The 20,116-nt window shown below is 32.5% G+C and carries 19 protein-coding genes and 1 tRNA gene; 18 read left to right on the top strand and 2 right to left on the bottom strand.

Annotated elements, in window-relative coordinates:
- Window positions 1-327: a gliding motility protein GldC gene (gldC, locus tag RSE15_RS06025; protein WP_262318982.1), complete on the top strand. Its 327-nt coding sequence runs from the start codon at window positions 1-3 to the stop codon at window positions 325-327.
- A 61-nt stretch (window positions 328-388) separates the two neighbouring features.
- Here gldC and yihA read toward each other — a convergent pair whose 3' ends face one another.
- Window positions 389-1,009, bottom strand: a complete 621-nt coding sequence (yihA, locus tag RSE15_RS06020; protein ID WP_324070138.1) for a ribosome biogenesis GTP-binding protein YihA/YsxC — start codon at window positions 1,007-1,009, stop codon at window positions 389-391.
- Between the two features lie 36 nt (window positions 1,010-1,045).
- Window positions 1,046-1,801: an alpha/beta fold hydrolase gene (locus RSE15_RS06015; protein WP_416380765.1), complete on the bottom strand. Its 756-nt coding sequence runs from the start codon at window positions 1,799-1,801 to the stop codon at window positions 1,046-1,048.
- Window positions 1,802-2,136: 335 nt separating this feature from the next.
- Between RSE15_RS06015 and mraZ the strand changes: the two genes are divergently transcribed.
- From mraZ to RSE15_RS05930, 17 genes are all read left to right on the top strand, one after another.
- Window positions 2,137-2,607 (top strand): division/cell wall cluster transcriptional repressor MraZ, encoded by a 471-nt coding sequence (mraZ, locus tag RSE15_RS06010; RefSeq protein ID WP_324070134.1) that lies wholly within the window; start codon window positions 2,137-2,139, stop codon window positions 2,605-2,607.
- Complete coding sequence (gene rsmH / locus RSE15_RS06005; RefSeq protein WP_324070132.1) at window positions 2,582-3,490, top strand: 16S rRNA (cytosine(1402)-N(4))-methyltransferase RsmH; 909 nt, start codon at window positions 2,582-2,584, stop codon at window positions 3,488-3,490. The genes mraZ and rsmH overlap by 26 nt, the downstream gene beginning before the upstream one ends.
- Window positions 3,491-3,494: 4 nt before the next feature.
- Complete coding sequence (locus RSE15_RS06000) at window positions 3,495-3,851, top strand: FtsL-like putative cell division protein (RefSeq protein ID WP_324070130.1); 357 nt, start codon at window positions 3,495-3,497, stop codon at window positions 3,849-3,851.
- Window positions 3,842-5,824 carry a PASTA domain-containing penicillin-binding protein gene (locus RSE15_RS05995; RefSeq protein WP_324070129.1) on the top strand — a complete coding sequence of 661 codons (1,983 nt, stop codon included), beginning with the start codon at window positions 3,842-3,844 and terminating at the stop codon, window positions 5,822-5,824. Before RSE15_RS06000 ends, RSE15_RS05995 begins: the two co-directional genes overlap by 10 nt.
- Window positions 5,821-7,284 (top strand): UDP-N-acetylmuramoyl-L-alanyl-D-glutamate--2,6-diaminopimelate ligase, encoded by a 1,464-nt coding sequence (locus RSE15_RS05990; RefSeq protein ID WP_324070127.1) that lies wholly within the window; start codon window positions 5,821-5,823, stop codon window positions 7,282-7,284. Before RSE15_RS05995 ends, RSE15_RS05990 begins: the two co-directional genes overlap by 4 nt.
- 65 nt (window positions 7,285-7,349) lie before the next feature.
- A complete protein-coding gene (gene mraY, locus RSE15_RS05985) occupies window positions 7,350-8,570 on the top strand; it encodes a phospho-N-acetylmuramoyl-pentapeptide-transferase (protein ID WP_324070125.1) in 1,221 nt (406 codons plus the stop codon).
- Between the two features lies 1 nt (window position 8,571).
- Window positions 8,572-9,906 (top strand): UDP-N-acetylmuramoyl-L-alanine--D-glutamate ligase, encoded by a 1,335-nt coding sequence (murD, locus tag RSE15_RS05980; protein WP_324070123.1) that lies wholly within the window; start codon window positions 8,572-8,574, stop codon window positions 9,904-9,906.
- Between the two features lie 86 nt (window positions 9,907-9,992).
- Window positions 9,993-11,345, top strand: a complete 1,353-nt coding sequence (locus RSE15_RS05975) for an FtsW/RodA/SpoVE family cell cycle protein (RefSeq protein WP_324070120.1) — start codon at window positions 9,993-9,995, stop codon at window positions 11,343-11,345.
- Window positions 11,345-12,430 carry an undecaprenyldiphospho-muramoylpentapeptide beta-N-acetylglucosaminyltransferase gene (gene murG, locus RSE15_RS05970; protein ID WP_324070118.1) on the top strand — a complete coding sequence of 362 codons (1,086 nt, stop codon included), beginning with the start codon at window positions 11,345-11,347 and terminating at the stop codon, window positions 12,428-12,430. The genes RSE15_RS05975 and murG overlap by 1 nt, the downstream gene beginning before the upstream one ends.
- A gap of 71 nt (window positions 12,431-12,501) precedes the next feature.
- Window positions 12,502-13,848 (top strand): UDP-N-acetylmuramate--L-alanine ligase, encoded by a 1,347-nt coding sequence (murC, locus tag RSE15_RS05965; protein ID WP_324070116.1) that lies wholly within the window; start codon window positions 12,502-12,504, stop codon window positions 13,846-13,848.
- Entirely contained in the window at window positions 13,835-14,557 is a 723-nt protein-coding gene (locus RSE15_RS05960; RefSeq protein ID WP_324070114.1) for a cell division protein FtsQ/DivIB, read from the top strand. Before murC ends, RSE15_RS05960 begins: the two co-directional genes overlap by 14 nt.
- Before the next feature lie 10 nt (window positions 14,558-14,567).
- Window positions 14,568-15,947 carry a cell division protein FtsA gene (gene ftsA / locus RSE15_RS05955; protein WP_324070112.1) on the top strand — a complete coding sequence of 460 codons (1,380 nt, stop codon included), beginning with the start codon at window positions 14,568-14,570 and terminating at the stop codon, window positions 15,945-15,947.
- 11 nt (window positions 15,948-15,958) lie between these two features.
- Window positions 15,959-17,926, top strand: coding sequence for a cell division protein FtsZ (gene ftsZ / locus RSE15_RS05950; protein ID WP_324070110.1), 1,968 nt, complete (start codon window positions 15,959-15,961; stop codon window positions 17,924-17,926).
- A 134-nt stretch (window positions 17,927-18,060) separates the two neighbouring features.
- Window positions 18,061-18,510 (top strand): GatB/YqeY domain-containing protein, encoded by a 450-nt coding sequence (locus RSE15_RS05945; protein ID WP_324070418.1) that lies wholly within the window; start codon window positions 18,061-18,063, stop codon window positions 18,508-18,510.
- 76 nt (window positions 18,511-18,586) lie between these two features.
- Window positions 18,587-18,660 (top strand) — tRNA-Arg (locus RSE15_RS05940).
- Between the two features lie 77 nt (window positions 18,661-18,737).
- Window positions 18,738-19,616, top strand: a complete 879-nt coding sequence (locus RSE15_RS05935; protein WP_324070107.1) for a zinc-dependent peptidase — start codon at window positions 18,738-18,740, stop codon at window positions 19,614-19,616.
- Between the two features lie 67 nt (window positions 19,617-19,683).
- Window positions 19,684-20,100, top strand: coding sequence for a CBS domain-containing protein (locus tag RSE15_RS05930; protein WP_324070105.1), 417 nt, complete (start codon window positions 19,684-19,686; stop codon window positions 20,098-20,100).
- Window positions 20,101-20,116: the final 16 nt, after the last annotated feature.

The following is a 20,116-nucleotide window of genomic DNA, read 5'->3' as shown; positions in this document are numbered from 1 at the left end:
ATGAAAACATCAGATATAAAAATCACCGTAGGTTTAGACGAGAATAATGTTCCTGATAAGTTATTATGGACGGCACAAGATGGCGGAATTGAGCAAGAAGAAGCCAAAGCATTGTTGTTGTCGGTTTGGGATAGTAAAGCCAAAGAAACCCTACGTATTGATTTATGGACAAAAGACATGCCGGTTGATGAAATGAAACAATTTTTTCATCAAACTTTAGTAGCAATGGCTGATACTTTTCAACGCGCTACTGCCGATGAAAAAATGTCGGATACTATGCGCGATTTTTGTGATTATTTTGCAGAAAAAATGGAGTTAAAAGCATAAACAAAAACGCCACTAATTAATAGTTAGTGGCGTTTTTGTTTGAATCGTTTATTTTTATTGTTTAAATGAAACCTTCATTCTTAAAAATATCATCATTAATTTGATCGATGTATTGTAAAATTCCTTCTCTGCCAATAGCTTCTAAAGAGGAAGTCACAAAAAAAGGAGGCATTTCAGCCCAATCGCCAGCTAATAATTGTTTCTTATAAGCCTCTACGTGATTGTTGACTTTGTTTTTTCCTAATTTATCAGATTTGGTGAAAATTATCGCAAACGGAATTTCACTTTCACCTAAATACTCCATAAATTCCAAATCAATTTTTTGAGCTTCTAATCGTATGTCAATCAAAACAAAGGCACAAACTAATTGTTCTCTTTGCTCAAAATAATCCATGATAAATTGTTGGAAAACGGCTTTTGCTTTTTTAGAAACTCTTGCATATCCATAACCAGGTAAATCCACTAAAAACCAGTTATTGTTAATTTTAAAGTGATTAATTAACTGAGTTTTTCCAGGTTTAGATGATGTTTTTGCCAAATTTTTATGGTTCGTTAACATGTTAATCAAAGATGATTTTCCCACGTTAGAACGACCAATAAAAGCGTATTCAGGTAACCGATCTTTCGGACATTTGTCAACTTCTGAATTACTAATTACGAACTCGGCAGTATTAATTTTCATAGACTATAAAATAAAATTCCCCAAAAAGGGGAACTATTATAAATTCTTCTTTTGTAACCAATCAAACAAAATTTGATTGAATGCTTCTGGATGCTCCATCATAGCAGCATGCCCACATTTATCAATCCAAAATAGCTCTGAATTGGGTAATAATTTATCAAACTCTTCGGCAACATTTGGCGGAGTTACTTTGTCATTTCTTCCCCAAATAATACACGTTGGGGTAGTCATTTTTGGTAAATCTTTTGCCATGTTATGACGAATAGCACTTTTCGCAATTGTTAAGGTTTTAATCAGTTTGATTCTATCGTTAACCGTTGCAAAAACTTCATCAACAATTTCTTTTGTTGCTATTTCTGGATTGTAAAAAACGTCCTCTGCTTTCTTTTTGATGTATTCATAATCACCACGTTTTGGGTAACTTTCACCCATTCCGCTTTCATATAATCCTGAACTTCCAGTAATCACCAATGCCTTAACAAGTTCAGGGTGCATTTTTGTAAAATACAATCCAATGTGTCCACCCAATGAATTTCCTACAAGAATTACTTGGTCAAATCCTTTATGAACTACAAAGTCTTTAACAAATTTTGAAAAGGCTTTAACGTTGGTTTTTAAAATATTTTGCGTGTAAATTGGTAATTCTGGAATCACCACTTTGTATCCTTTAGGAGGGAAAAAATTTGCCACACCATCAAAATTACTTAGACCGCCCATTAAACCATGAAGAATGATTATTGGGGTTCCTTCGCCAGCTTCAAAATAGGTGTATTTTTTTTCTTTTCTTAACATAAATTCCACTTAAGGTATTAGTTCTAATGATTGACAAATATACTATTTTATTAAAGAAAGTAAAGAAAAATTTAATAGCGATATTTTTACGCTTTTGGTTTTCATAAAATGTTAGTTATCAACAATTTTGAATGTTTTTTGCTTTCAATATTTAGAATTGTATGAATCGTTTTTATGTCTGCAAATCTTCGTATTTCTTGATTTTGCAAATATTCTTTTGTTAAAAGTGGTAAAGCAGTTTTTAAAATATAAAAACTTATTAACAAAGTGGTAATTTGTGGTAAAAAGTGGTAAAATTTTTCTAAATTTGTACTTATTCTAATTGAAATAAAAAATTGAAAACATTAATCGGAACATACGAGTGTAAAGTGGATGCCAAAGGAAGGCTGATGCTACCTGCGTCGCTAAAGAAACAATTAGGTTCTTTAGAGGATGGTTTCGTTTTGAAACGTTCGGTTTTTCAACCTTGTTTGGAGTTGTTTCCGATGAGCGAATGGAATAAAATGATGTTGAAAATCAATAAATTAAATCGTTTTGTTAAAAAGAACGACGATTTTATTAGAAGATTTACGGCAGGAGTTAAAATGGTAGAGATTGATGTAACAGGAAGGCTTTTGATTCCAAAAGATTTAGTAATTTTTGCTCAAATTGATAAAGATATTGTGTTGAATTCAGCTATCAATATTATCGAAATTTGGGATAAAGATAAATACGAAAACGCGATTGAAAATGCTACAGATGATTTCGCAGATTTGGCAGAAGAAGTAATGGGTAATTTAAATGACGACGAAGATGGAATATCATAATCCAGTATTGTTAAAAGAAACAGTTGATGGATTGAATATTCGTCCTGATGGAGTGTATGTGGATGTTACCTTTGGTGGTGGTGGACATTCGAGAGAAATTATGAGTCGTTTGGGAGAAAACGGAAAACTATTCGCTTTTGACCAAGATTTAGATGCGTTGAAAAATGCAATTGACGATGAACGATTTACTTTAATTAATGAAAATTTTAGATTCATAAAACGATTTTTACGTTTCCACGGAATCAAGCAAGTAGATGGGATTTTAGCTGATTTAGGTGTTTCATCACACCAATTTGATGTGGCTGAAAGAGGTTTTTCAACCCGATTTGATGCCGAATTAGATATGCGAATGAATCAAAAAGGCGATATCAGTGCGTACCATGTGGTAAACGAATATGATGAGCAAGAAATTTCTCGTGTTTTGTTTAATTATGGTGAGTTAAAAAACGCCAGAGCTATGGCAAACGTAATTGTAACTGCTCGAAAAGACAAAGAAATAAAGAATTCTGAGCAACTTAAGCAAGTGTTGGCTAAGTTTTTACCAGGACATAAAAGCAATAAAATTTTAGCACAAATCTATCAAGCGATTCGTATTGAAGTGAATCAGGAAATGGAAGTGTTGAAAGAATTTTTGGAACAGTCGTTAGAAATTTTAAAACCTGGTGGAAGATTGAGTGTGATTTCTTATCATTCTTTAGAAGATAGATTGGTGAAAAGATTTGTGAAAAATGGCATGTTTGAAGGTGAACCAGAACGCGATTTCTTTGGAAATTTCGAAGTTCCTTTTAAAACCATCGAAAAACTAATCGTACCATCTGAAGAAGAAATTGCAATCAATAATAGAGCAAGAAGTGCAAAATTAAGAGTATCAGAAAAGATATAATACTATGAAAGACGGAATTTACAGTTTGTTAAAAGCTAAGTTTCTTATTAGTGATGACGCTCTTAAGAACTGGAAATTTATTGTTTTTTTAGTGATTTTAGGAATGTTTGCAATTGCTAATAATCATCAATACGATGCTAAAAATTATAGAATTACCGAATTAAATAATCAAGTAAAAGAATTGCGTTCTGAATTTGTAGATCGTCGTTCTGAGTTGATGAAATTAAAAATGGAATCTACTGTGGCAAAAAAAATGGAAGTGCGTAATATTTTGCCTTCTGAAGTTCCGCCTGTTAAAATTGTAGTTGAAGATAAAGAAAGTAAAAAAGGTTTTTGGGATAAATTAAAAATATGGCAATAGAAGATAAAAAAATATCGTATCGCATGTATTTTGTAGCTGTTGTGTTTTTCATGATGGCTGTATTTATTTTGATTAAACTTAACAATATTCAGTGGGTAGAAGGAAAATACTACCGTCAACTTGCCAAAGAAAGAACGGTTAAAAATTTCACAATTCCAGCCAATAAAGGAAATGTGTATTCTTCAGATGGAAGTTTATTGGCAACATCAATTCCTGAGTATACCGTTTATTTTGATGCGGTAGCGCCTTCAGATAAAAATTTTAAAGAAAATATAGAAGGGCTTTCCGATTCGTTATCGGTTATGTTTGGAAAATCTTCCGGACATTATCAAGCAAAATTACAACGTGCTAGAGCTAATAAAAGCCGCTATGTTTTTTTGGCTAAAAAATTAAGTTATACCGAGCAAGTACGTTTGAAATCATTTCCGTTGTTTAATAAAGGTGCTAACAAAGGCGGTCTTATTATTAAACCAAAAATTGTGCGAGAACATCCAATTGGACTCATTGCAAAAAGAACAATAGGTTATGAGCGTTCTAACGAAGATGGAAAAGGACTAGAATATGCTTTCCGTAATTATCTGAATGGAAAAAACGGTCATCGTTTGATGCAAAAAATTGCAAAAAATCAATGGAAACCTATTAGCGACATCAACGAAAAAGAGCCGCAAGATGGCTATGATATTATTTCAACTATAGATGTTTATATTCAAGATATTGCGCACCATGCATTATTAAAACAATTAGAATATTATACTGCAGATCACGGTTGTGTGGTTGTAATGGAAACAAAAACTGGACATATAAAAGCGATTTCAAATTTAGGAAGAGCCGAGGATGGTTCATACTATGAAACACAAAATTATGCCATTACCGAATCGCATGAACCGGGCTCGACCTTTAAATTGGTTGATTTAATAGCAGTTTTAGATGATAAAAAGGCAGATACCAGTACAGTTTACGATTCTAAAGGGGGCGTAATTGAATATTTTGGTAGAAAAGTAAAAGATTCTAAACCTGGAGGTTATGGTAAAATTTCGTTAGCTAAAGGGTTTGAAGTTTCATCAAATACAGTATTGGTTCAATCGGTTTATAATAATTATAAAAATAATCCAAAGCAATTTGTGGATAGAATAAATAGCTATGGTTTAAATAAACCCTTAGGATTACCAATAAAAGGAGAAGGAAAGCCTATAATTCCTCAGCCAGGTACAAATCGTTGGTCAGGTGTTGCCTTGCCTTGGATGGCATTTGGTTATGGATTATCAGTAACTCCACTACAAACATTAACATTGTATAATGCTGTTGCTAATAATGGAGTAATGGTAAAACCAATTTTTGTTAGTGAAATAAAAGAATGGAATAAAACCATTAAAAAGTACAATACAGAAGTAATTAATCCAAAAATCTGCACACAAGAAACGCTGAATAAGGTAAAAGCGATTTTAGAAAATGTAGTAAAAAAAGGAACAGGTTCTAAACTTTATTCTAAAGATTTCTCTATGTCGGGAAAAACAGGAACCGCTCAAGTGGGATATAAAGACAAATCAAAAATGTATTATGCTTCATCATTCGTGGGCTATTTTCCAGCAAATGAGCCTAAATATTCATGCATCATAGTTGTTCATAAGCCTAACGTTGCAGCAGGATATTATGGAGGGGATGTAGCTGGACCTGTTTTCAAAAGAATTGCTCAAAAAATATTTACCGATTCTCCTTCTACAAATCATGTAAAAAATATTGATGCAAAATTGGTTTCACAAGAGAATAGCTATAATAGCTATTACAAAAAAGTTGAAAAGGAAACCAAAATTGTTCCAAATGTAAAAGGAATGGACGGAATGGATGCTTTAGCATTATTAGAAAATTTAGGATTAAAAGTGAAGGTGATTGGTATGGGAAGAGTAAAAAAACAATCTTTAACATCAGGACAAGCTTTTAATAAAAATCAAACAATCATAATTGAATTATCGTGAAGCAATTAAAAGATATATTATATAAAGTAGGGATTGAAGCAGTTCATGGAGCTACCGATATTACTATTTCAAAAATTGAATTCGATTCAAGAAAAATTGAATTGAACGATGTTTTTGTGGCGATTAGAGGCACTCTTTCTGATGGTCATGATTATATTGAAAAAGCATTAAGTCTTGGTGCAATTGCTGTTGTTTGTGAGGAATTTCCGAGTGTGATTGTAAATGGGGTTACTTACGTTAAAGTAAAAGATTCTAACGAAGCATTGGCATTTTTAGCCGCTAATTATTACGATAATCCTTCCGAAAATATGAAATTAGTTGGCGTTACAGGAACTAATGGTAAAACAACAATTGCTTCATTATTATATCAATTGTTTAAGAAAGCGGGTTATAAAGTAGGTTTGTTATCAACTGTTAAAATCATGGTTGACACCGAAGAATTCAAAGCAACTCACACTACGCCAGATTCTTTGACGCTGAATTATTATTTGGATCAAATGATTCAAGATGGCTGCGAATTTTGTTTTATGGAAGTTTCTTCGCATGGTGTTCATCAAAAACGTACTGAAGCATTGCGTTTCACAGGTGGTGTTTTTACCAATTTATCTCACGATCATTTAGATTATCATAATACGTTTGCTGAATATCGTGATGTAAAGAAATCTTTTTTTGATAGTTTATCTAAAGATGCTTTTGCAATTACCAATATCGACGATAAAAACGGGTTGGTAATGCTTCAAAATACGAAAGCAAAAAAACTTAGTTATGCCTTAAAATCATACGCCGATTATAAAGCGCAAATTTTAGAAAATCAACTTACAGGTTTACTTTTAAAAATCAATGATAACGAAGTTTGGGTCAAATTAATTGGTTCGTTTAATGCCTATAATTTACTGGCTATTTATGGAGTAGCTGTTGAATTAGGAATTAAAAATGATGAAGCATTACGACTACTATCAGAATTAGAAAGTGTTTCAGGACGATTTCAATTTATTGTTTCAGATTCCAAAATCACTGCTATTGTAGATTATGCACATACGCCTGATGCTTTGGAAAATGTTTTGAAAACCATTGAAGATATTCGCACAAAAAATGAGCAGTTAATCACTGTTGTTGGTTGTGGTGGCGATAGAGATAAAACAAAAAGACCCATCATGGCAAACATTGCTTCGTCCATGAGCGATAAAGCCATTTTTACTTCAGATAACCCAAGAACCGAAAATCCAGAAACAATTATCGAAGAAATGGAAAAAGGAGTAGAGCCTCAAAATTTCAAAAAAACAATTTCGATTCTAGATAGGAAGCAAGCCATTAAAACCGCTTGTCAATTGGCAAATCCAAACGATATTATACTAATCGCAGGAAAAGGTCATGAAACATATCAAGAAATAAATGGAGTACGCCATGATTTTGATGATTTACAAATAGTAACCGAATTATTAAAACAGTTAAATAAATAAAATAACAGCATTAAAGTTTTCAAGATTCAACCTTATTAAACTTTTAAACCATAAACTTTTAAACTATGTTATATTACATCTTTAAATACTTAGACAAAGCTTTTGATGTTCCTGGAGCAGGAGTGTTTCAATACATTACTTTTCGCTCGGCATTAGCTTTTATCTTATCGTTGTTAATTGCAACGATTTATGGAAAAAAAATCATCAATTACTTAAGAAGCCAACAAGTAGGTGAAACCGTTCGTGAGCTAGGTTTAGAAGGCCAAACACAAAAAGCAGGAACGCCTACAATGGGAGGAATCATTATTATTTTAGCAACTTTAATCCCGGTTTTGTTATTGGCTAAGTTGAATAATATTTATATAATTATGTTGATTGTAACTACTCTTTGGATGGGTACAATTGGTTTTATTGATGATTATATCAAAATATTCAAAAAAGACAAACAAGGTTTAAAAGGAATTTTTAAAGTAATTGGGCAAGTTGGTTTAGGTTTAATTGTGGGCACCGTTTTGTATTTGAGTCCAGATGTAACAGTTAGAAAAGATACATTAACATCACGAGTTAAAATCGAAAACAATATTAAACCATCAGATTTAGAAGAAAAATCGACTGCTACTACCATTCCTTTTTTTAAAAATAATGAATTTGATTATGCAGAAGTATTGTCGTTCATGGGAGATGATTATAAAAATTATGCTTGGTTGATTTTTATTCCAATGGTAATTTTAATCATTACAGCAGTTTCAAATGGCGCTAATTTAACCGACGGAATTGATGGTTTAGCAGCAGGAACTTCTGCCATTTCGGTACTGACACTCGGGTTATTCACTTTCGTTTCGGGTAATATCATATTTTCCGATTATTTAAACATCATGTATATTCCAAATTCAGGTGAAATGACGGTTTACATTGCGGCCTTTGTTGGAGCTTTAGTTGGGTTTTTATGGTACAATGCTTACCCAGCATCCGTATTCATGGGTGATACTGGAAGTTTAACCATAGGTGGGATTATTGCAGTAATCGCAATTTCTATTCGTAAAGAACTATTAATTCCAGTAATCTGTGGAATTTTCTTAGCTGAAAATTTATCTGTCATGATTCAAGTGAGTTATTTCAAATACACTAAAAAGAAATACGGCGAAGGAAGACGTATTTTCCTAATGTCACCTTTACATCATCATTATCAGAAAAAAGGCTATCACGAAAGTAGAATTGTTACTCGTTTTTGGATTGTTGGAATTCTATTAGCGATTTTCTCACTTGTTTCTTTAAAATTAAGATAACATGCGACTGGTAATTTTAGGAGGAGGCGAAAGTGGCGTAGGAACCGCCATCTTGGGTCAGCAAAAAGGATATGATGTTTTTGTGTCGGATTTTGGTAAAATAAAAGAAAATTATAAAGAAGTTCTTAGTATTAATGGAATCGCATGGGAAGATGAAAAGCACACAGAAGAATTAATTCTGAATGCCGATCTAGTAATGAAAAGTCCAGGAATTCCTGAAAAAGCACCCATCGTAAAAAAGCTAATCGAAAAAGAAATTCCAGTAATTTCTGAAATTGAATTGGCTGTTCAGTTTACCGATGCTACAACAATTGGAATTACCGGAAGTAATGGTAAAACTACCACTACACTTTTAACATATCATTTGTTGAAAGAAGCGGGTTTAAATGTTGGATTGGCGGGTAATATTGGAAAAAGCTTTGCTTGGCAAGTAGCCGAGAACAAACATGATATTTATGTGTTGGAGTTAAGTAGTTTTCAGTTAGATGGTATTATCAATTACAAGCCTCATATTGCGATTATTATGAACATTAGCCCTGATCATTTAGACAGATATAATTACGATTACAATTTATACATCGGTTCTAAATTTAGAATTACTAAAAACCAAACCGAAGCCGATTATTTGATTTATGATAATGAAGATGAAGCGATTCAAAATTGGTTAAAAAATAACAAGATTAAAGCAAATAAAGTTCCTTTTTCACTGATAACAAAACCAGAAAATCAAGGAGCATTTTTAGAAGATAACAACATTAACAGCACAATTAATAAAGAACTATTTACTATGCCAATCAACGAACTAGCTTTAGAAGGAAAACACAATATAAAGAATGCAATGGCAGCAACTGCTGTAGCACAATTGTTGAATATTAGAAAACAGACCATAAGAGAAAGTTTGACTAATTTTCAAGGTGTTGAACATCGCTTAGAAAAAGTATTGAAAATTCAAGGTGTGCAATACATCAACGATTCTAAGGCAACGAATGTAAATTCTGTTTTTTACGCTTTAGATAGTATGACAACGCCAACGGTTTGGATTGTTGGTGGTGTTGACAAAGGAAATGATTATGACGAATTGATGCCGTTAGTTCGAGAAAAAGTAAAAGCAATTGTGTGTTTGGGTGTTGATAATACAAAAATCATTAATGCATTCAATAATGTGGTAGATGTGATGGTAGAAACTACTTCCATGTCAGAAGCTGTTCAATTAGCTCAACGTTTAGCAGAAAAAGGAGATTCTGTTTTGTTGTCACCAGCGTGCGCAAGTTTCGATTTATTTGAAAACTACGAAGACAGAGGACAACAATTCAAACAAGCAATATTTAATTTGTAAAATCTACTGTTAACTATTGAAAATGCAATAACTAAACACAATCTAGGAAAAAAACGATGTTCCAATGTGTTTTAAAAAAATAAAAAATGTTCGATATCATTGGTAAAATAAGAGGAGATAAAACCATTTGGGCCATAGTTTTTCTATTGGCTTTGGTTTCTTTTTTGCCAGTTTATAGTGCGAGTACCAATTTAGTTTATGTTATAGGAAAAGGAACTACAATTGGTTATTTGTTTAAGCATTTTGTACATGTAATGTTAGGTTTCGGAATTATATTTTTTATTCACAAAACACCCTACCATTACTTTAAAGCATTTTCTATATTTGGAATTCCATTAGTAATATTGTTGTTAGTTTATACATTATTCAAAGGTACTGTTATTGACGGAGCTAATGCCAGTCGTTGGATTCAAATTCCTTTTATTGGTATTGGTTTTCAAACTTCTACGCTAGCATTTATTGTATTAATGATTTATGTAGCACGTTATTTAGCTAAAGTAAGCGATAAAGAATATTCGTTTAAAGATTCGTTGTTGGAATTATGGGCGCCTGTTTTTGCTATTTTAGCATTAGTCCTTCCGGCTAACTTTTCTACTACAGCTTTGATTTTTTCAATGGTGTGTATGTTGGTTTTTATTGGACAATATCCCATGCGATATCTAGGAATTATAATTGGTGCTGGTATTGTAAGTTTGACGATGTTTGTTTTGGTGGCTAAGGCTTTTCCAGATGCGATGCCTAATCGTGTGGATACTTGGATGAATCGTGTAGATAGTTTTTTTGATGATACACCAAACGAAGATGATTATCAAATTGAAAAAGCAAAAATTGCAGTAGCATCCGGAAAAATTTACGGATTGGGTCCTGGAAAAAGTGTACAAAAGAACTTTTTACCACAGTCTTCTTCCGATTTTATTTTCGCAATTATTGTGGAAGAATATGGGTTAGTTGGTGCTTTAGGAATTATCGGATTGTATTTGTTATTGTTCATTCGTTTTATTATAAATGCTCAAAAAGCTTCTAGTTTGTTTGGGAAATTATTAATCATCGGACTCGGATTTCCAATCATATTTCAAGCATTTATTAACATGGGAGTTGCTGTGGAATTATTGCCAGTAACCGGTCAGCCATTGCCATTGATTAGTAGTGGAGGAACTTCGATTTGGATGACCTGTATCGCTATTGGAATTATTTTAAGCGTTACGAAGAAAGAAGAAGAAGTCGCTTTAGATTTAGAAGAAAAACGCAAACGAGATGAAGCATTACAACAAATTATTGATGCGCAAGTAGCATTGAATGAAGAAAAAGAAGCCGATGAAAATCAGCAAAAAATAAATGATATTAAAAGTTCTATCAGAGAATCTTTGATTGAAGACGAAAATGGAGATGTGTTAGTAAACGGACAAAATCCAATGAACGCAGTTTTAAATAAAAAGTAATGAAAAAACCAAGATTCATAATAAGTGGCGGCGGAACTGGCGGACATATTTATCCGGCAGTTGCAATTGCAAACGAATTAAAATTTCGTTTTCCAGAAGCAGAGTTCCTTTTTGTAGGTGCCAAAGATAAAATGGAAATGCAAAAAGTACCTCAGGAAGGTTATGCTATCAAAGGATTGTGGATTGCAGGAATTCAACGAAAAATAACTTTAGATAACGCAATGTTTCCATTGAAGTTGACTTCAAGTTTGTTGAATTCGTTTAAAATAATCAAAAATTTCAAACCCGATGTGGTAATCGGAACTGGTGGTTTTGCAAGTGGAGCGGTGTTGAAAGTAGCGTCAATGTTGGGTATTCCAACGGTTATTCAGGAGCAAAATTCCTATCCAGGAATCACAAATAAATTATTAGCTAAAAAAGCGAATAAAATTTGTGTGGCTTATGAAAATTTAGAACGTTTTTTTCCAAAAGATAAAATGATTTTGACAGGAAATCCAGTACGTCAAGATTTAATTAACGAAGCGAGTAAAAGTGAAGCTATTGCTTATTTTAAACTAGACGCGAATAAAAAGACACTGTTAGTTTTAGGAGGAAGTTTAGGCGCCAGAAGAATCAATCAATTAATTGAAAAAGAATTAGATTTTTTATTGAGTCAAAACATCCAAATCATTTGGCAATGCGGAAAATTATATTTGAACGATTACTCAAAATACAATGAGAAAGACAACGTTCAAGTAGTAGCGTTTATTGATAAAATGGATTTGGTTTATGCTGCTGCCGATGTTGTGATTTCTCGTTCAGGTGCTTCATCCGTTTCGGAATTATGTATTGTTGGAAAACCAACGATTTTTATTCCATCACCAAACGTAGCTGAAGATCATCAAACTAAAAATGCGAAAGCAATTTCAGATAAAAACGGAGCAATCTTAATTAAAGAATCCGAATTAGAAACTCAATTTGAAACGATTTTTTCCGATTTAATTTCAAATGAAAGCAAGCAACTAGAATTAAGTCAAAACATAAAGAAATTAGCCAAACCAAACGCAACTAAAGATATTGTTGAAGAGATAATGAAATTAGTGTAAATGTTTCAACTTCCAAGTTTCAAGTTGTAAAACCTGAAACAAAGCAAACTTGAAACCTGAAACAAAAAAATATGAATCTAAATCAAATACATAACGTTTATTTCATCGGAATCGGAGGCATCGGAATGAGTGCTCTAGCGCGCTATTTTCAATACATTGGAAAAAAAGTAGTGGGTTATGATAAAACACCTACGCAGTTAACAGATGAATTGCAAGCTATCGGTTTAGAAATTCATTTTGAAGACAATATCAATTTAATTCCTTCTGATTTTTATGTAGAAAATACATTAGTAATCGTAACGCCTGCCGTTCCAGTTTCGCATTCAGAATGGAATTATTTTGTTGAAAGAGAATACAATATAAAAAAACGCGCTGAAGTTTTAGGAATTATTACGAAAGATACCTACTGTTTTGCGGTTGCAGGAACGCATGGAAAAACAACAACATCAAGTATTTTAGGGCATGTTTTATATGAAAGTGGAGTTGATGTAACAGCTTTTTTAGGCGGAATAGTTGAAAACTATAATTCTAATTTAATCGGCTCAGGAAAAACCGTTACGGTAGTTGAAGCGGATGAGTTTGATCGCTCGTTCTTGCATTTACATCCCAATGTTTCTTGCGTAACTTCAATGGATGCAGATCATTTAGATATTTATGGAGATGCTGCAAGTATTGAAGAATCGTTCAGAGAATTTGCAGCTAAAACATCAAGTGATAATTTATACGTAATCAAAGGATTGCGATTAGAAGGAAATACGATTGGAGTTAACAATGATGCTGATTTTTCAGCTCAAAACATCCGCATTGAAAATGGTTTTTATGCGTTTGATGTTAAAACGCCTACTGAAGTAGTTGAAAATGTAAAATTTGGTTTGCCAGGTCATCATAATTTGACTAACGCACTATTGGCTTTTGCAATGGCAAAATCTTACGGTGTTTCCAATGAGAAAATCATTGCTGGTTTAGCAAGTTTTAAAGGAGTAAGAAGACGTTTTTCCTTCCAAATTAGAGAAGAAAAATTGGTTTATATAGATGATTATGCACATCATCCAACCGAAATTAAGGCAGTGCATCAAGCGGTTCGTGAATTATATCCGGGTAAAAAAATCATTGCTGCTTTTCAACCACATTTGTTTAGTAGAACGAAAGATTTTGTAGATGGTTTTGCAGAAAGTTTAAGCCAATTCGACGAGATTTTATTATTGGAAATTTATCCAGCTCGCGAGTTGCCAATGGAAGGGGTAAATTCGACCTGGTTGTTGAGTAAAATTAACAATCCAAATAAAAAATTAGTTAGTAAAGAAGAGTTGTTCACGGCTTTTGAAATTTCAGATGCGGAAGTGTTTATAACTATTGGTGCAGGGGATATTGGTGAGTTGGTAAAAAATATTAAAAAAACGCTCCATGAAAAAAATTAATTGGCATACTGTTCGCTTAATTTTAGTCGTTTTTGTGATGATTTTTCTGTTTGCTTTTTCGTTAAAAAGGAATAGTGAGCGTAAAATCAGCAAGATAGATATCAAATTTGAGTCAAACGAAAATATGTTTTTAACACATGAAATGGTTAATAACTTGTTAATACAAAAATTTGGAGGTGCTTCAACTATTCAAAAAGATAAAGTAGATTTGAATACTTTAGAAGCTGTTCTCGATGATCACGAGATGATTGAAAAAGCACAAGTTTTTTCAACAATAGATGGATTTCTAAGTACGCGTATTACTCAAAAGACCCCAATCGTAAGAGTTATTACTGATGATGAAAGCTATTACCTTGATTCAAAAGGGAATAGAATGTCGTTGTCTGAAAATTTTTCAGCACGAGTTCCACTAGTTACTGGTGAAATAAGTGAAAGGAATTGTAAACCGTTTTTGTTTTTGTTTAATGAAATCAAAAAAGATGATTTTTTAAGCAAAAATATTACTGGTGCACAAATTATGACTTCAGGAAATGTGGTGTTGACCAACAGAAGTTATGATTATAAAATAGTATTTGGGAAACCAATAAATGTTGAAAAAAAACTTAAGAATTATAAAGCCTTTTTTCAACATGCGATAAAGGATACAGTGATTAAAAGTTATAAAGAAGTGAACGTGATGTTTACACAACAAGTGGTTTGTAAGAAATAGAAGTAAGGTTATGAACAAAGACAACATTGCAGTAGGATTAGATATCGGTACAACTAAGATTGTAGCGATGATAGGTAAGAAGAATGAATACGGTAAGCTAGAGATTCTTGGAGTAGGAAAATCTAAAAGTTTAGGTGTTCATAGAGGAGTTGTAAATAATATTACGCAAACAATACAATCTATTCAACAAGCAGTTACGGATGCTGAAAACGATTCTGGATACAAAATTAATGATGTTGTTGTTGGTATAGCAGGACAGCACATTCGTAGTATTCAACATAGCGATTACATTAGTCGTCCTAATTCAGAAGAAGTTATTGGCGATTTAGACATAGATACTTTAATTGGGCAGGTTCATAAATTAGCGATGTTGCCAGGAGAAGAAATTATCCATGTGTTGCCACAAGAATTTAAAATTGATGGTCAGGCCGAAATTAAAGAACCTATCGGAATGTACGGCGGAAGATTAGAATCTAGTTTTCACGTAGTAGTAGGTCAGGCAGCTTCCATTAGAAATTTGGGAAGATGTGTTAAAAGTGCTGGATTAGAATTATCTGGATTAACATTAGAACCATTAGCATCTGCTGATGCAGTATTGAGTCAGGAAGAAAAAGAAGCAGGAGTTGCTTTGATAGATATAGGTGGTGGAACAACAGATTTAGCCATTTTTAAAGATGGAATCATTCGTCATACAGCAGTTATTCCTTTTGGAGGAAACGTTATTACGGAAGATATTAAAGAAGGTTGTTCAATCATCGAAAAACAAGCCGAGTTATTAAAAACTCGTTTTGGTTCTGCTTGGCCAGGAGAAAATAAAGACAACGAAATTGTTTCTATTCCTGGGTTAAGAGGTAGAGAACCGAAAGAAATTTCGCTAAAAAACTTGTCAAAAATTATTCACGCTAGAGTCGTAGAAATTATTGAGCAAGTATATGCGGAAGTGAAATTATACGGGCACGAAGATCCTAAGAAAAAACTAATTGCAGGTATTGTTTTAACAGGTGGTGGAGCGCAATTGCAACACATCAAACAACTGGTAGAATACATTACAGGTATGGATACTAGAATTGGATATCCAAATGAGCATTTAGCAGGAGATTCAGACGAGGAATTGTCGAGCCCATTATACGCTACAGCGGTAGGTTTAGTAATGAATAGTATTCGAAACAATACAAAAAGTGCTACTCCGTTTGTAGAAATGAAAAAAGAAGAGCCAGTTGTGGTGACTCGTCCTCAGGTTGTAATTGAAGAGCCAATTATTGAGGAAGAAAAAGAGGAACCAAAAGCAACTCAACCTATCAAAACAGAAACAACCGATGATAAAATCAAACGTTCGTTTTTTGATAAGTACATTGATAAGATTAAAGAATTTTTAGATAACGCAGAATAAAAGGAGATACTATGTCAGAATTTGGAAACATTTCATTTGATTTACCTAAAAACCAATCTAACGTAATTAAAGTAATTGGCGTTGGTGGTGGAGGTAGTAATGCCATTAACCACATGTTTAAGCAAGGTATTAAAGGTGTTGATTTTGTAGTTTGTAATACTGATTCTCAGGCATTACAAAATAGTCCTGTACCAAATAAAATTCAGTTGGGCGTAAGTTTAACAGAAGGTTTAGGTGCTGGAGCAAACCCAGAAGTGGGACAACAATCTGCTATTGAAAGTATTGCTGAAATAGAAAAAATGTTAGATACCAATACCAAAATGATTTTCATTACTGCTGGTATGGGTGGAGGAACAGGTACTGGAGCAGCTCCTATTATTGCTAAATTAGCAAAAGAACGCGATATTTTAACAGTTGGTATTGTTACTATCCCTTTTCAATTTGAAGGTAAAAATCGTTCAGATCAAGCACTAGCTGGAGTTGACCGCCTTAGAAAGCAAGTAGATTCTTTGATAGTTATCAATAATAACAAATTGCGTGAAGTATACGGTAACTTAGGTTATAAATCTGGTTATTCTAAAGTTGATGAGGTGTTGGCAACAGCAGCTCGTGGTATTGCTGAAGTAATTTCACAGCATTATATTCAAAACATCGATTTACGTGATGCTAAAACAGTACTTGCTAATAGCGGAACAGCTATTATGGGTTCAGCAGTTGCTTCAGGTGAAGGGAAAGCAAAAAAAGCTATTACTAGTGCTTTAGATTCTCCGTTGTTAAACGACAATAAAATTACAGGAGCTAAACAAGTTTTACTTCTTATTGTTTCGGGTGTTGGTGAAGAAAATGAAGTTAGTATCGATGAAATCAGCGAAATAAACGAATATATTCAAAACGAAGCAGGATATAGCGCAAATATAATCATGGGTTTAGGCGAAGATGAAAAACTTGAAAACTCAATATCTGTTACTGTAATCGCTACAGGTTTTAATATTGAACAACAAGCTGAAATCGTTAATCAAGAGCCAAAAAAAATCATTCATTCATTAGAAGATGAACAAAAAATTGTTCACGAATTATTGAATAAAACAGTTTCTAGTTTACCTGTTATTGATCCTATATTTGAAACGCCTAAAGTTGAAGAAATTAAGGCAGATATCATTAATCCTATTTGTGATGAAGTTGAAGAGAAAGTTGTTTTTACTTTAGAAGAGGTAGAAGAGCCAACTTTTGAAATTCATACACCTGTAGCTACAATTGATTTAGTTCCTACCTCAGATTTTTTAAAAAATATTGATGTAACTTTTGAGATAGTTAGTCCAAATGTAGCACCAACTTTTGAAATCATTACACCTCAAATTAGAGAAATTGAAGTTAAAGACCCTGAGTTTGTTGTAGCAAAAGAAGAAATTAATTTTTCATTTGATTTATTTGAAACAAAAGCAGAAATTAAACAAGAAAGTACTATTGTTTTTGATTTGACAGAAGAAACGCGTTCAATGGAAGTGAAAGATCCAATTAATGTGGTTCCTGTTACTGAAGTGAATCAATCTGGAATCATCAAATATTCATTAGAAGATTATTTAGAAAAAGAAAGTGAATTAGTTGCTTCTAAACCAGTAGATGTTGTTGCTGAACCATTAGATGAAGAATTAAACTTCACGATGAAAAAAGAAGTTGAAAAACTAGAAAGCAATATTCAGTTTGATGCTGTTTCACCTCTTGAAATGTCGATTGAAGAATCGTTAAAATTTAGAGCGGAAGAACGTAAAAGAAAAATGAAAGAGTTCAATCACAAATTCAACAATAGCAATTCGCAAATTGATGAATTTGAAAAAGAACCGGCTTATAAAAGAATGGGAATTGATATTACTTCAACTCCTAACACAAATAATCAATCAAGAATGTCGTTAGGAATTGATAGTAATGATGATGTACAACTTCGTTCAAACAATTCATTTCTTCATGATAATGTGGATTAATCTCCATTAAATTAACCTACCTTATATAAAACCTAAAGAGCAATCTTTGGGTTTTTTTATTACCTTTGCATTGCTTTTGTTAAGCCTGTTGAATGGGTTTTAACATGATATCAACTACATTAAAAAAATACGATATGAGTTTAGAAGTAAAAATCATGGACAACATGAAAGAAGCTATGAAGGCAAAAGATAGCGTGGCTTTAGAAGCATTAAGAGCGATTAAATCTGCAATTATTTTAGCAAAAACGGAAGCGGGTGCTGGAGATGGATTGTCTGAAGATCAAGAAATAAAAATGTTACAGCGTTTAGTAAAAATGCGTAAGGATAGTGCTGAAATTTTCACCGCGCAAAATCGTCCAGATTTAGCAGAGCCAGAATTAGCTCAAATTGCAGTAATTGAAAAATTCTTACCTGCTCAATTATCAGAAGAAGAAGTAGAGGCTGTAATTGCTAAAATTATTGCAGAAACAGGTGCTTCAGGAATTGCTTCAATGGGAAAAGTTATGGGATTGGCTTCAGATCAAATTGGTGGACAAGCGGAAGGAAAAGTGATTTCTGGAATTGTAAAGAAATTATTAGTTTAATAGAATAGTAATAGTGCAAAGTGAAAAGTAAGAAGATAAATTAGCTTATCACTTTGCACTATTTACTTAAAAAAATGGCTTCGTAGTTCAACTGGATAGAATATCAGATTTCGGCTCTGAGGGTTGGGGGTTCGAATCCCTTCGAGGTCACTTTCGGATACAAAAACGTCAAATTTTTTTGACGTTTTTTGTTTTTTAACATACTTTTTTTTACGTTATTTGTAAATATGATAAGCAACTTAATTGCATTACTTCCGGAAGACAAGTATGAACTAGTATTTGGTGATTATATTGGAATGCTCATTCTAATCACACCCTTATTAAGTTTATTTTTGTTCTTTTCGTTTTATGTAATTGAAATTATTTATTTGCGAAACTATAAAAAACCTTTAGTGGTTTTTGCAAATGTAAATTTCTACCAATTACAAGAATCGCAGAAACAAATTTTGACTCAAAATTTTCAATTTTACAAGCAATTAAAGCCTAAATACAAACGTTATTTCGAACATCGAATTGCAAATTTTATTAATACTTATGAGTTTGTAGGTAGAGATATTTCGGTAACCGAGGAAATGAAAGTTACTATTGCAGGAACCGCAATTATGTTAACTTTTGGAATGCGAGATTACCTAAATCCGCTATTCAAAAGAATTATTATTTTTCCTGATATTTATTATTCTGATCAAACAGAAAATTATCACAAAGGGGAATTTAATCCAAGATTAGAGAGCATCGTTTTTTCATGGAAACATTTTAAAGAAGGTATAGAAATTACAAATGATAATTTGAATTTGGGATTACATGAGTTTACACATGCTTTTCATATTCATTCATTAAAAAACGACAAAGCAACAGCTGTTTTATTTAATGAATCGCTTCAGAATTTATTTAAAGTAGTTTCAAATCCGCAACTAAAAGAACAATTAATAACTTCAGGATTTTTACGCGACTATGCTTATGAAAATCAATTTGAATTTGTTGCGGTATTGTTAGAATATTTTTTTGAGTCTCCGCAAGAATTTAAATCTAAATTTCCAAGTATTTTTCTAAAAGTCAAGCACATGATTAATTATAATGAAAAATATTTTATTGCTTCAGAAATTTAAATACTGATATCTGTCATGTTTTTACTTTTTTTTATTGAGTAAATTTATATCATTAAAAAAGTTAGTTATGAAAAAGTCAGTTCCGGTGTCATCAATTATGACAAAAAATGTAGTTAAATTAAACCTTTCTGATGATTTAACTAAAGCTGAAATATTATTTAAAAAACATCATATTAGACACATTCCTGTAGTAAATGGCAATGTAATTATTGGAATGTTAAGTTATACTGATTTACTTCGGATTTCTTTTGCAGATGCAATTGAGGATGAGGATGATGTAGATACAACAGTTTATAATATGTTTACGGTTGAGCAAGTAATGGCCAAAAAATTAGTTTCTATTTCTCCTGAAACTACAATTAAAGAAGCGGCTCAAATTTTAGCGTCAAAAGAGTTTCATGCATTGCCTGTCTGTGAAGGAGATTTGCTGGTCGGAATTATAACCACAACCGATTTAATAAAGTATTTGATTGATCAGTATTAATAAATCTGACAGGTTT

The sequence above is a fragment of the Flavobacterium sp. genome, from assembly GCF_035195345.1.
In the GTDB taxonomy this organism is placed as follows: Bacteria; Bacteroidota; Bacteroidia; order Flavobacteriales; family Flavobacteriaceae; genus Flavobacterium.
This window is presented reverse-complemented; position numbering and strand designations above follow the sequence as displayed.

Coding starts and splice junctions, on each gene's coding strand:
- gldC (WP_262318982.1), top strand. CDS start 1: ATGAAAACATCAGATATAAAAATCACCGTAGGTTTAGACGAGAATAAT.
- yihA (WP_324070138.1), bottom strand. CDS start 1,009: ATGAAAATTAATACTGCCGAGTTCGTAATTAGTAATTCAGAAGTTGAC.
- RSE15_RS06015 (WP_416380765.1), bottom strand. CDS start 1,801: ATGTTAAGAAAAGAAAAAAAATACACCTATTTTGAAGCTGGCGAAGGA.
- rsmH (WP_324070132.1), top strand. CDS start 2,582: ATGACGACGAAGATGGAATATCATAATCCAGTATTGTTAAAAGAAACA.
- RSE15_RS06000 (WP_324070130.1), top strand. CDS start 3,495: ATGAAAGACGGAATTTACAGTTTGTTAAAAGCTAAGTTTCTTATTAGT.
- RSE15_RS05995 (WP_324070129.1), top strand. CDS start 3,842: ATGGCAATAGAAGATAAAAAAATATCGTATCGCATGTATTTTGTAGCT.
- mraY (WP_324070125.1), top strand. CDS start 7,350: ATGTTATATTACATCTTTAAATACTTAGACAAAGCTTTTGATGTTCCT.
- murD (WP_324070123.1), top strand. CDS start 8,572: ATGCGACTGGTAATTTTAGGAGGAGGCGAAAGTGGCGTAGGAACCGCC.
- RSE15_RS05975 (WP_324070120.1), top strand. CDS start 9,993: ATGTTCGATATCATTGGTAAAATAAGAGGAGATAAAACCATTTGGGCC.
- murG (WP_324070118.1), top strand. CDS start 11,345: ATGAAAAAACCAAGATTCATAATAAGTGGCGGCGGAACTGGCGGACAT.
- murC (WP_324070116.1), top strand. CDS start 12,502: ATGAATCTAAATCAAATACATAACGTTTATTTCATCGGAATCGGAGGC.
- RSE15_RS05960 (WP_324070114.1), top strand. CDS start 13,835: ATGAAAAAAATTAATTGGCATACTGTTCGCTTAATTTTAGTCGTTTTT.
- ftsA (WP_324070112.1), top strand. CDS start 14,568: ATGAACAAAGACAACATTGCAGTAGGATTAGATATCGGTACAACTAAG.
- ftsZ (WP_324070110.1), top strand. CDS start 15,959: ATGTCAGAATTTGGAAACATTTCATTTGATTTACCTAAAAACCAATCT.
- RSE15_RS05945 (WP_324070418.1), top strand. CDS start 18,061: ATGAGTTTAGAAGTAAAAATCATGGACAACATGAAAGAAGCTATGAAG.
- RSE15_RS05935 (WP_324070107.1), top strand. CDS start 18,738: ATGATAAGCAACTTAATTGCATTACTTCCGGAAGACAAGTATGAACTA.
- RSE15_RS05930 (WP_324070105.1), top strand. CDS start 19,684: ATGAAAAAGTCAGTTCCGGTGTCATCAATTATGACAAAAAATGTAGTT.